6 protein-coding genes are annotated in these 12,752 nt (G+C 61.3%); 4 read left to right on the top strand and 2 right to left on the bottom strand.

Features of this window, described 5'->3' with window-relative positions:
• Positions 1-63: 63 nt before the first annotated feature.
• Positions 64-7,233 carry an NEL-type E3 ubiquitin ligase domain-containing protein gene (locus tag HU731_RS00750; RefSeq protein WP_186606614.1) on the bottom strand — a complete coding sequence of 2,390 codons (7,170 nt, stop codon included), beginning with the start codon at positions 7,231-7,233 and terminating at the stop codon, positions 64-66.
• Positions 7,234-7,445: 212 nt separating this feature from the next.
• Between HU731_RS00750 and HU731_RS00745 the strand changes: the two genes are divergently transcribed.
• Positions 7,446-7,664 (top strand): DUF2970 domain-containing protein, encoded by a 219-nt coding sequence (locus tag HU731_RS00745; protein ID WP_032892193.1) that lies wholly within the window; start codon positions 7,446-7,448, stop codon positions 7,662-7,664.
• On the opposite strand, the gene HU731_RS00740 is transcribed toward HU731_RS00745, so the two are convergent.
• On the bottom strand, positions 7,661-8,728 hold the full coding sequence (locus tag HU731_RS00740) for an ABC transporter substrate-binding protein (protein WP_186606613.1): 1,068 nt from the start codon (positions 8,726-8,728) through the stop codon (positions 7,661-7,663). The two genes, HU731_RS00745 and HU731_RS00740, sit on opposite strands and share 4 nt — an antisense overlap.
• A gap of 425 nt (positions 8,729-9,153) precedes the next feature.
• On the opposite strand from HU731_RS00740, the gene HU731_RS00735 reads away from it, so the two are divergent.
• From HU731_RS00735 to HU731_RS00725, 3 genes are all read left to right on the top strand, one after another.
• On the top strand, positions 9,154-10,812 hold the full coding sequence (locus HU731_RS00735) for a nitrite/sulfite reductase (RefSeq protein WP_003190712.1): 1,659 nt from the start codon (positions 9,154-9,156) through the stop codon (positions 10,810-10,812).
• The gene (locus HU731_RS00730; RefSeq protein ID WP_044273390.1) at positions 10,796-11,290 is read left to right on the top strand and encodes a DUF934 domain-containing protein; all 495 of its coding nucleotides are present in this window, start codon (positions 10,796-10,798) and stop codon (positions 11,288-11,290) included. The genes HU731_RS00735 and HU731_RS00730 overlap by 17 nt, the downstream gene beginning before the upstream one ends.
• 222 nt (positions 11,291-11,512) lie before the next feature.
• Entirely contained in the window at positions 11,513-12,745 is a 1,233-nt protein-coding gene (locus HU731_RS00725) for an NADH:flavin oxidoreductase/NADH oxidase family protein (RefSeq protein WP_186606612.1), read from the top strand.
• Positions 12,746-12,752 lie beyond the last annotated feature (7 nt).

The raw sequence follows: 12,752 nt of genomic DNA, 5'->3' as shown, positions 1-12,752 counted from the left end.
CATTCAGCAGGCACGCGGTATCGTTCACGTTTTTCGCGAGCTAGCTCGCTCCTACATTAGTTCTCAGCGGATGCTGGCCAGGCGTTGTATCTCCATACGCGACAGCTGCATCAACTTCAGGTTACGCGCGGTCGCACGCTCCACCTCCAGCCGAGTCAGCGCTTCTTCATAGCGACGCTGGCTTTCATCATCGCCGCGTTCGGCGTGCTCGTCCTCCAGTGCTTCATACTTCTGTGCAAGCTCCTTGTTCAGCGCATCGAATTGTTCGGGGTAGCGCTCCTGCAGGTACCGAGCCCAATGATCCTGGGCCACCAAGTACTCGATGAACGCATCGGAACCTTCCTGCGCGATGATATTGGCCTGGATCTGCGCGCGCCGTGCGCCCTCGATCGGGCGGCCATACGCCATGTACTCCGGTTGCCCTGGCAACTCCAAACCGTCGGGCCAGCCACGGGTCAAGCCGATGCGATGCCTCAAGCGCTCCTCGGCCCGGTCCAGGCCGGTGGCCGACGCTTCGGCCAATTGATCAACCCGGTCGAGCCGGAACAACTGCCGCGATAAATCCAGCAGCGCTCGCCCTCGAAGATCAGGCCTTTGCCGCGGGATGCCGTGCAAGGCGCGGTATTCGAATACACGTACCTCCATCTGACTGAAGGTGAGGATACGCCCGTCGATACAGGTGCCATGGGTTTCGGCTTCGACGAACAACAGGCCGCGCAACTCCGCATTTGCGGTGGCGGCCTCGATCACCTCCCACACCCGCTGTGTAAGGCTGGCGCGGTTGAAGTTGAACTCCGAGGTCAGGCGCAGGCTCGACATCAACCAGAAAAACCGGTCGTGGTCAGGGGCTTGCGCCAGGTGGTCCCACAGCGCCGTGCGCTGCGTTATCTGCCCAGGGTTGGAACCCTCCAGCCAGGGCTCCAGCGACGCCGGAGCGACAGTGAGCTGCGGTTCGGGCAGCGCCTCCACGGGCTCGACGACTGCCCCTTCATCACCGTCCGGGTCTGAATCGGAGCTCGAATCGGTTTCGGAACTGGCGTCTAAATCAGTGTCGGCACCCGCCTCAAAGCGCCGGTGCCAGCGGTCAAGCTCGGCCCGTTGGAACCCCATCAATTCAGTCAGTTGGTGCGTGTCGGCGTAACGGTACAGAGCCTCTCGCGCATCCGGCGTCAAGGTGTGGTTACCCGACAAGTCAGTGCCTGCCACCAACGCGTCATGGGCGCCACTGAGCAGGCTGGGCGGCACGTTGGTTAACAGGTTGCCACTCAGGTCCAAGCGGGTCAGGCGCGGGGCGGCCAATACCCCCTCAGGCCATGTTGAAAGGCTGTTGTAGCTCAGGTCCAGCACCTCAAGGCGGCTGAACGCGCTGGCATCGAACGCTTCCAGGTCGTTGTGGCTCATGTCCAGCGAGCGCAGGTGCTCGGTGCCCACCTGGGTTGGCAGCGTGGGTGCCTGTGTGAACAGGTTGGAGGCCAGTTCCAACCGTTCAAGTTGCGCCATGCCTGCGACCGCATCGGGCAGTACTGACAGTTGGTTGGCGCTGAGTATCAAACGGTTTGCCCGCGTGAAAGCGCCCAGGAACCCGTTACTGCCTTGGGCCGTCAGCCTGACGCCGGTTAAATCGAGTGTGCGGATATGCTCGAAGGCCATGTTGAGCGCGGGCAGATCGCCGGTCTGCAGCCCCTTCAGGCTCAGTGTGCCCCCCGCCTCCCCGGTGCGTCCCGCCGTCACGCCTTGCTGCCAGGAAAAGCGGATAGACTCTGCCGCTCGCGTACGGGTAAACGCGACGGTGTCGCCATCGGCAATCCGTATTTCCCGACTGAATACCCAGCCGTTCAAGGTTCGCGTAAGAGCCTCAAAGCTCTGCTGCCATTGACTGAGCAGCGTATCGAGTTGGGTGTCGCTCAGGCCGGCTTGGCGCAACTGCTCGATCCTTGCCGCTCCTTGTTCATCGTCCAGCCTGGCGTTCATACGGCGCAAGCGCACGACGAAACTCTGGGGGTACCCAGGGTCTTCAGGTAGCTCCCGCCAAGTCAATAAATACCGTGACAACGACGCGGCCGTCTCGGTAGGTGGAAATGGCCAGTGCTCTTGAGCCAGGGCAAAACGGCTCAATGCCCCCTCAGGCAGCCCCCTCTGCCGCTCGATGCGGTTGCGCGCCGCCTTCAATGCCGCCTCACCTTGCGTGCTCAGCGGGTTACCCGCCAGTTCAGTACGCAGCAGCATATCCGGATGGCTGAGGGCTTCTGGGGCAACACTGGTCAACGCATTGTCACGTATGTCCAGGCAGGCTAACTGCGCGAGGTTTTCGGCGCCGGCCGGCCATGCCTGCAACCGCGTTTCGCGCAGATTCAAGGCGGTCAGTTTTGCCATCGCGCTGACATTCAAACGCCCCAGCCGGTTGTACCGCAGGTTCAACACTTGCAGATTCTTCATCCCATCAAATTGAGCCTGCACCGCTGGGGTCACCACGATATGGTTATCGGACAGGTTCAGGTGGGTCAGAGACGGCAGCACGTCGGTGGCGACAGGCACGTCACTGAGGTGGCTGTAACGCACTTCCAGCTGCTCTACGCCGCCAAACGCGTGGATGAAGCCTTTGAGCTGATCGGCGGGTACGTTCTCCAGCCAGCTCAGTTTCAGGATTTTCACATGGGAAAAAGTACCGGCGGGCAACACCGGCAACTCGTGAATTTTCTCGCTGCTCAGTTCGGCAGCGGTGGCCAAGTCAAAGGCTGGCAGCTCGAACACCGAACCATCAAAGGCATCGACCTGCCCCCTGATCTCCTCGTCGAGCTTGACCCCGTAGCGCTTACGCACGGCCCAGCTCCAGCTTTTTTCAAGCGCGGTCAAAATTCGCGCGTTGTACCCTGCTCCCCAGCGCTCTACCCGAAACTTATGCCTGATGCCCGGGAGCGTGGACGGCTGATAGAACTGTTTGAAGATACCCAGGTGTTCTTCGCGCAGCGCCTGGAGCGCATTCATGCGTGTTTGCGGGGTCTTCCAGGTGCTCATGAGCGCGTTGGTCACTCGCTCGGCGAGCGTCTTTTCGCCCATCAGTAACGCCAGTTCTCCCTCGGCGAAACCTCTGACCATTTCATCCAGATTCACCAGGTGTGGACCCGAGGTGCCCGCGTAATTCTTGACGTGTTCGTAGGCCGGTTTGAACGCTTCATAGCTCAATTGCGACCAGTCCAGCGACAGCCCGCGCCACAGCCGCTCATACCCGGTGTAGAGGCTGTCCGGGAGCTTGAGCACGGTGGTTTGCGCCAGGTCCAGGCGCTCCAGCAGCGGCAGTTGCTGGACATAGGCTGGCCATTGCAACGTCACATTGGGCGCAACGACTCTCAGCGTTTTGAGCTGGCTCAGCGGTAGAAGGTCCAGGCTGTCGAGGCGCGCGCTCTGATAGCCAAAGTAGCCGATCTCCAAACGCTCAAGGCCGGTCAATGTTGCCAGCCTGGCGGGAAACTGCTCCGCCAGCTCAGACGCCCTCAAGGTCAGCCTCAGGTGCTTGAGCCCTTCCAGGCGCGCCAGCGATGCCGGCACGTTGGTCAGCAGCGGACGGGGTATGCGCTCAGCGCGCAGGCCCTGAGTGGCTTCGATGGACAGGTTTTCAAGCGTGGGGAAATAGCGCAGGAATTCGTCGATATTGCCGTCATGCAAGGCGCCTCCACTGACGTTCAACTCGCGCACATGGGAAAAGTTGGCGGTCAGGGGCGGCAGCGGCGTTTCCAGATTCAGCGACAATACCTCTGCGCCGGGCACCTTGCCGGCCAGCACGGCCTGGCGCCAACTGCGCTTGAGGGCCTGCGCAGCCAACAGGTGGTAATGGCGCTCGGCCGGCGCTGCGCGACTGATCCAGTCATCCAGGGCGGCCTGCATCTGGCGGTATTCTTCAAACAATGCCCTGAGTCGAGCGGCAATCGCACGGACGTCGTTGCCCGCCTGCCGCAGCTCAAGGATAAAGTCATCGACCTGGGCCTCGGTCAAATCCGGGTAGATCTTGCGCACTTCGCGGATAACCGCTTGACGCTGGTCCGGCACGCGCCCACTGGCGTAATAGCCCTTGAGTACGCCGTTGACACGCACCGGCGGCTTGAACCAGCGGGTCTTGGGTTCCAGCCACTCTACTGCCTGCATGCGATAGGCATCGGCCTGTTCGATGATTTTTGCCTGCAGCGCAGCATGCTGGCTCACCTGCGGCACGCCCAGACTCTGGCGCGCCTCATCAGGCAAGGCATGCATCAGCGAGGCGAAAAAATTATCGCCATGGCTGGGCAGGCTATTGAGGGCTTCACCGCGCTCATCGAAGGCTTGGTAGGCAGGCCCCTGTTTGACCAGGTACTTTTTCTCGCTCGCAGTCTCGGGCCCGATGCTGTCGAGCAACGCACCGTCGACACGGCCATCACGCACTTGCAGGCGTAGCGTTGACGGCCAGCCCGGCAATGTCTGCAGGGTATGCAGCGCCAGCCGGCGCGTGTCCGCCGTGGCAATGGCTTCGCGGCGCAAGCCGGCATAGGCACGCACCAGGCGCCCTTGGCGGGCATACCAGCGCGCCTCCTCCAGCATGTTCAAGGGCACACGCGTCGCGCTGTCGAACACGGCCAGCTCATCAGCCTGGGCGTGTTCGAGCACGGCGTGCGCCGCCGACTCACTGAGCCCCGGGCAATTACGCTGCAGCCTTCGCACACGCGGGTCCACTGCTTCGGTACCGGCGTAAATACTGTCGAAAATTGCCGGCTTGCGCTGCCGGGCATGGTCGGCAAGCTGCTTGTTGAACTCCATTGTGCGCGCCTCGCGAACCCGCGCAGCCTCAGGGCCAAGCAGTTGCACACGTTCTAACTCATCCAGAGCCTGCAAAATACGCTCGGGCAGCTCGCCGCCCAGGATATGCTCACGCCGGACCTTGATGGTCTCGCCAATGCGCGAACGCCCGGCGCCATACTTGACCGGCTTGGCCGTCAAGGCCGGGCCGTCGACGATTTCAAGCGCCCGGCCCTGGGGCCATCGGGGCATTTCCACAATCAACGGCAGTGCATACAGGTACAGCTCATCAATCGGTTTGGTGCCCTCAAGTTGCAAGATCACCTCGGTGGCGGCGGTGTCCGCCTTGAACAAGCGCATCGCCTCCAGCAACTCGGGCGGCGCGGCCGTGCGCTCAACGTGCACCTTGCGCAGGGTGTTGTCGCTGACACCGCTGATATCCGCCAGCTTGAGCAACGCCTCGTCAGTGAAGCCTTCGGTGGCATGCCCGAGGCGCCGTAACAGCGTGAGGCGATCCCATTCCAGCGGGCGCTCCAACGTGTGTTGCCAGGCTCCGTGGCCGTTATGTTCAAGGATCGGCTGGTAAGCCTCAGGATCGCTCGGGTGCTTGATCCGCCATTTCTGCAACGACGGGTCGAAGGTCTGCTCATAAGCCTGGGCACCGAGCCGGATATAGGTCTTGCCCTCTTTCACATATTGGCCCAGGGCATTGGGGCTCAGCTTATGCTCCAGCACCACTGGGCTGGCATAACGTTCCAGGCTGGCCCGCCACAACCGGGTTCGGCCATCGGGCAGCGTTACCTCATTCAACGCTTCGATCACAGGCTCCGTCTTGGCCGCCCGCCAGCTGACCACAGCGCCCACGCCGGCCATTACCGCGATCTGCGCGAGGTTCTCGGCAACGTCGATGAGGTGTGCCTTGGCCGCTTGCAAGTCACCTTCGCCCCACTCGACCGCACCTTCCAATGTCTCATAGAGCAATTGCCCGGCCATTACGCCCATCATCACCTCCCCCAGCACCGGCACGAACATCGAGGCCATGTTCAGCCCAAGCATGCCGACCTCCAGCAGGTGCGCGAGCTTGGCGTCACGCGCCTTGGCATCCACGTCTGCGGCGGGCACTGCATGGGCGCGGGCGTCGGCGATCAGTTGCTCGCGGTGTTGCTCATAGAAGTACTTCCAGGGGTCGATGTTCGCCGCCCAGATGCCTTTGCCGGCTCGGGTTCGGGTTGAAGGCGCGAGGTACGGGTCGTTATTGGGCTCCAATTTGGCGGGGGCTTCGGGTGGCAACTCCTTGATACCGGTGATGATGTGCGGCGTGGTGAAATCCAGGAGTTTCTTCCACGGCGAGCGCCAGATGTCCGTGGGTGAGTCAGCGGCCTTGCGGGTGAACTGGCTGAAGTAATAGGCCCTTTTGGCGTAGGGCACGAACCGGCGGAAGAACGCCTGGTAAGGCGTCGGGGCTGGATCGGCGCGTTTGCCAGCATCGCGCTCGGTAAACAGGCGCTTGAACTCCTTTTCCATTTGCGCCCAGGTGTAGCGTTTGAGCGGATGCACCGGGTCCTGGGGGATGTAAATGATCAGCTCATCGGGGTAGGTGTATTTCTTGCAGATCAAGAACACCATGCAGCCGGTCATCCTGAGTTTCATCAGGCCCAGGGTCCTGAACCACACTGGCTTGTCGCCCATCCACGGGTGAATTTCGCCCTCGATCACCGAGAGGATCATGCGCTGGTCGGCGGGCTGGATGTCTCCAGTCAACACGGCCTGCTCGGCGGCGGCCTTCAATGCAGCCTTCTGGCTGGCAATGAAGTGCTCGCGCAGGGTGACTTGTGCAGCGCCCTCCTCAGGGTAAAAAAACGACTGCAGATACGCTTGGTATTTGGCGCCGATATCCAGGCTGCGGCACAGGCTGAGGAACTGGCTGACCTTGAGGTTGAGGGTCACCGAATGGTAAGTGCCGGGGGTGCTGGTCGCCTCCATGAATCCCGAGGTCTTGTGGTACGCCCCTTCCTTGCACTCGTAGGCTTCGAAGTTGTGCAGTGCCGCCTCCAGCATCGACAGCTTCAGGAATTGGAAGTCCGCCACCTCGACTTCGATAATGCCCACCGCCAGCGGCCGGCGCAGGCATAGCAGGGTTTTGTCGACGTCTACCTCAACCTGATACTGGTCCTTCAACGCCTTGAGCAGCAAGGGCCTGGCGAAGGCGTCGATGTCCTGGAAGCTGGCCATGGTTTTGTCCAGCTGGTTCTGTGCGGTGAAGCTGGCCAAAAAGCTGGTCGCCAACGCCTTGCGTTGCTCGGGCGAGGCTTTTTCGAGCCAGGCAGGCAGCGGCGTGGCAGCGTCCTTGAGCGCTTGCTTGCGTGCAGGTGTGGCCTCGATCAGCCATGCGGGGCTGGCGCGTTCGAGGAAGTCGCCGTGCACGCTCTGCGTCGCAACAGGCGTGGAAGGTTGGGTTACATCGGCCATCGTGTCACTCCTTTGAAATGGAGTGCCAGAACACCATGCCAGCCGTCATGCCAAGTGGTGCATATGTGACGGCTGTCTCAAGGGAAAGGAGGCGTGGATGTGACCGCCGACTCCGAAACGGTTTATCGACTTGCACATGTGAGCGGGGGTAAAGCACTTTGTAGGCGTGTTGATCTATTCTCTAGGGGGATGACTGCACTCGCGAGGGGCTTATGGACGATCCAATCGACAATAAACCGCCAACGTTCTGGCAAATGCTGCACAGCGTCATGGCCGCAGCCTTTGGCGTGCAGAGCGGCAAGAACCGTGCACGTGACTTTACCCACGGCAAGCCCAGCCACTTTGTGCTGCTGGGCATCCTGTTCACGGCGGTGTTTGCCTTGACCCTGTTTGGCATCGTCAAGCTGGTGCTGCACCTGGCCGGGGTTTAACGCAGCAACAGTTGCAGGCTGAACGGGTAACGGTAGGAGGCAGGTTTGCCCAGCGCTGACAGCGCGCGAAAATCCACCGATGACATGGGGCCCAACAGGCGTCGTGCCTGGGCAGCATCGATCAGTTGGAACATGGTTTCCTGACGGTTGCGGCCACCGCGGGCGCCGATGTCGACGCCCTTGGCATCATCATGGATCAGCACCATTGCCCAACCGCCCAGGGTGAAATGCCCCGCCACCAGGGTACTCAGGCGCCCATCAATGCGCGCCGCCAGGATCTGCGGTGAGCTGTTGGCGGCACTGAACAACACGTCCTTGCCGGGTACTCGCCCACTGTCTTGCAAGGCCTGCATGGCACCCAGTGCCATTTCGTCGTTGGCCGACCAGACCAGGGCGGTCTGCGGGTAGCGCTTGAACAGTTGGCTGGCCTGCTCGAATGCGCGCTGGCGGCTCCACTCACCATAGACCAACTGGCGCAGCCGCACTTCGGGGTGTTCGGCCAGGGCACGCTGCAAGCCCTGCACGCGCAACTGCGCGACCGGCGTAGTCTTGACGCCGGAAAACGCCAGCAGGTCAAGGGTCGTCCCCGGGGCGACCGGGCCGTGCTGGCGCAACAAGTCGGTGAGCATCAGGTAGCCCGCCTGCTCGTCGTCGGCAACCATCGTGCCGATCAAGCCGGTATTGTTGTAGGCATCCAGTAGCTGCACCTGGTCGGGCGTCAGCGCGCTGCTGACGACCAGTAACTTCACCCCGCTGCCATGGGCCATGCGCATGATCTGCGGGCCGACGTACTGTTCATTGACCAGCACCAGGTAATCGGGCCGCTCAGCGCCCAGCAGTGCCTCCCGCGCATGGGCCAGGGTGACCTGGTTGTCACGCTCGGAATAGCGCACACGCAAATCCAGGCCGAGGTCCTTGGCGCCGGCCTGCATGAATTGCGCATAACTGACCCAGAAGGTTTCCGAAGACAAGCCAGGGTTGAGAAACACCACCGACGCAGCCTGAGCGGTTGCCCCGTACGCCGCCCCCAGCAGCCACGCACACGCCATCAGAACCTTCAACATGGTTGCCTGAACCTTGAATATAGATCGCCATGATAGTGGCAATTAGATATTCAATCGAGGCTCAATCAACGTGCTGCTTTACTGGTGGCTGACCCAGAACACAGCGGTCCCTACTACCAGAATGATCAGGAACAAAATCGCCCAGGCGTCCACGGTACTGTCGGGTTTACGGGCTTTGGTGGAATTGCTCATCGCATCGCCTCTTGTCGGTTTTATAGGTGACTGCACTAAGACTCGATCACAGTAAAGACCACGCTTGCCCCTATGACAAATGTGGGTATGTCGATAACGGTTCTCATTAGTCAGTTTGGTTATTTACATATACCCAAACATCACTTTTGCGCATATACGCAAACTGTTATCGTGCGCCGGCTCCGTTGGGAGTGCGCGGCCGTGCGCGCAGATTTGCCGAGAACAGGACCTATATGTACGTATACGACGAATACGATCAGCGCATCATCGAGGACCGCGTCAAGCAGTTCCGTGATCAGACCCGACGCTACTTAGCAGGTGAACTGAGCGAAGAAGAGTTCCGCCCTCTGCGCCTGCAAAATGGCCTTTATGTGCAGCGCTTTGCGCCGATGCTGCGGGTGGCCGTGCCCTATGGCCAACTGACGTCGCGCCAGACGCGCATGATGGCCAAGATTGCCCGCGACTTCGACAAAGGCTATGCCCACATCAGCACCCGCCAGAACGTGCAGTTCAACTGGCCGGCCCTGGAAGATGTGCCGGATATCCTGGCTGAACTGGCCACCGTGCAGATGCACGCCATTCAGACCAGCGGTAACTGCCTGCGCAACGTGACCACCGACCAATTTGCCGGCGTTGCCGCCGATGAGCTGATCGACCCACGGCCATGGTGCGAGATCGTGCGCCAGTGGACCACCTTCCACCCTGAATTCGCCTACCTGCCGCGCAAGTTCAAGATCGCCATCAATGGCTCGACCTCGGACCGTGCGGCCATCGAAGTGCACGACATCGGCCTGGAGCCGGTGTACAACGCCGCCGGTGAGCTGGGCTTTCGTGTATTGGTCGGTGGTGGCCTGGGCCGTACCCCGGTGGTCGGCGCGTTCATCAACGAGTTCCTGCCGTGGCAGGACCTGTTGAGCTACCTCGACGCCATCCTGCGGGTCTACAACCGCTATGGCCGTCGCGACAACAAGTACAAGGCCCGGATCAAGATCCTGGTCAAGGCGCTGACCCCTGAGGTGTTTGCCCAGAAAGTCGATGCCGAAATGGAACACCTGCGCGGCGGCCAGACCACCCTGACCGAAGCCGAGGTGCACCGCGTCGCCAAGCATTTCGTCGACCCTGAGTACAAGGCCCTGAGCAATCAGGACGCCGAGCTGGCTGCACTCGACCAGCAACACCCAGGCTTCGCCCGCTGGCGCACCCGCAACACCCTGGCGCACAAGAAGCCCGGCTACGTGGCAGTGACCCTGTCGCTCAAGCCCACCGGCGTGGCGCCAGGCGACATCACCGACAAGCAGCTGGACGCGGTCGCCGACCTGGCCGAGCGCTACAGCTTCGGCCAACTGCGCACCTCCCACGAGCAGAACATCATTCTTGCAGACGTTGAACAGAGCCAACTGTTCACCCTGTGGGGCGAACTGCGCGAAGGCGGGTTTGCCACGCCGAACATCGGCCTTTTGACCGACATCATCTGCTGCCCGGGCGGCGACTTCTGCTCCCTGGCCAACGCCAAGTCGATCCCGATTGCCGAGTCGATCCAGCGCCGTTTTGACGACCTGGACTACCTGTTCGACATCGGCGAGCTGGACCTGAACATCTCCGGTTGCATGAACGCCTGTGGTCACCACCACGTCGGCCACATCGGCATCCTGGGCGTGGACAAAAAAGGCGAAGAATTCTACCAAGTGTCCCTGGGTGGCAGCGCCAGCCGCGATGCGAGCCTGGGCAAGATCCTCGGCCCGTCGTTTGCCCAGGAAGCCATGCCTGAGGTGATCGGCAAGCTGATCGACGTATACATCGAACAGCGTACCGAAGATGAGCGTTTCATCGACACCTACCAGCGCATCGGCATCGACCTGTTCAAGGAGCGCGTCTATGCAGCGAATCATTAAGAACAACGCAGTCGTCGACGAAACCTGGCACCTGCTGCCCAAGGACGCGAGCTTCGACGGCATCTCCAACTGCGACGACCTGATCGTGCCGCTGGCCTTGTGGCGCGAGCACGGCCACGCCCTCAAGGCCCGTGATGGCGGTTTGGGTGTGTGGTTGGACGCCGATGAAGAAGCCGAAGAAATCGGCGATGACGTGCAGCACTTCCAGGTCATCGCCCTGAACTTCCCGGCCTTCACCGACGGGCGCAACTACTCAAACGCGCGCCTGCTGCGTGACCGTTATGGTTACAAGGGTGAGCTGCGTGCCATTGGCGATGTGCTGCGTGACCAGCTGTTCTACCTGCGCCGCTGCGGGTTCGATGCCTTCGCCTTGCGCGCGGACAAAGACCCGTACGAAGCACTGGAAAGCCTCAAGGATTTCTCGGTGACCTATCAAGCGGCCACCGATGAACCCCTGCCGCTGTTCCGCCGCCGCTAACACCTTGTCCCTGTAGGAGCGAGCTTGCTCGCGAAAAACCTGAACGATAACGCTGACATCCTGAATGAACGCGTTGTCCTCGCGTTCTTCGCGAGCAAGAACTAGGCGTCCCCCTCGCTCCTACAGTTCCGTCGCCAGTCAATCCTGTGTGATCGACTGCCGCTTGACATTAAAGTTAACTTTAAGCTTAGCCTGAGGCCTCCCCTGCTCAGGAGTTAACCCATGTCACCCTTCACCCCCCTGCAACTGCCTAACGGCCAAGTCATCGCCAACCGCATCGCCAAGGCCGCGATGGAAGAGAACATGGCGGACTTGCATCAGGCACCGTCCAAAGCATTGAAGCAGCTGTACAAGACCTGGGCCGACGGCGAGCCCGGCTTGCTGTTGACCGGTAACGTGATGATCGACCGCCGCGCCATGACCGGCCCTGGTGGTGTCGCGCTGGAAAACGAGCAACACCTGGCCAGTTTTCGTGAATGGGCCGACGTAGCCCGGGCCAAAGGTGTGCACTTCTGGGTACAGCTCAGCCACCCGGGCCGCCAGACCATGGCCAACCTGGGTCAACAAGCGTTGGCACCGTCCGCCATTGCGCTGGATGTGGGCAGTTTTTCCAAGATGTTCGCCACCCCCAAGGCCATGACCGAAGACGACATCCAGGACGTCATCAAACGCTTCGCCACCAGTGCGCGCCTGGCCGAGCAAGCCGGGTTCACCGGGGTGCAGATCCACGGCGCCCATGGCTATTTGTTGAGCCAGTTCCTCTCACCCTTGAGCAACCATCGCACCGACCGTTGGGGCGGCTCCTTGGAAAACCGCGCCCGCCTGCTGCTGGAGGTCATCCGCGCCGTGCGAGCCAGCGTCAGCCCTGGGTTTTGTGTGTCGGTAAAGCTCAACTCGGCAGACTTCCAGCGCGGCGGCTTCGATGAGACCGATGCGCGCGCTGTGGTGGAGATGCTCAATACACTGCCGATCGATTTGCTTGAATTGTCCGGCGGCAGCTATGAAGCACCGGCCATGCAAGGCGAGGCCCGAGACGGGCGCACCCTGTCCCGTGAAGCGTACTTTCTGGATTTCGCCAGGGAAATGGCAACTGTCGCCAACATGCCGCTGATGGTGACCGGAGGTATTCGCCGTTTGCCGGTGGTCCAGCAGGTACTGGACAGCGGCATCGCCATGGCCGGCATCGCCACCGCCCTGACCCTGGAGCCACAGCTGATCAAGCAGTGGCGTGAAGGTCGCGACCTCAACCCACAACTCAAGCCCATGGAATGGAAACGCAAACCCCTGGCCGCCCTCGCCACCCTCGCCGTGGTGCGCAACCAGATGCGCCGCCTGAGCCGCGGCCGCCTGCCCAACCCCAACGTCGCGCCCTGGCTGGCATTGGTGTGTGACCAGTGGTTTATCGCGCGGCGTACGCGGCAGTATCGCGCGAGCATGACGCAATCTTCACATTAAAGGCGGA

Origin of the sequence: Pseudomonas salmasensis (assembly GCF_014268375.2) — a bacterium.
Taxonomy (GTDB): Bacteria; Pseudomonadota; Gammaproteobacteria; order Pseudomonadales; family Pseudomonadaceae; genus Aquipseudomonas; species Aquipseudomonas salmasensis.
This window is presented reverse-complemented; position numbering and strand designations above follow the sequence as displayed.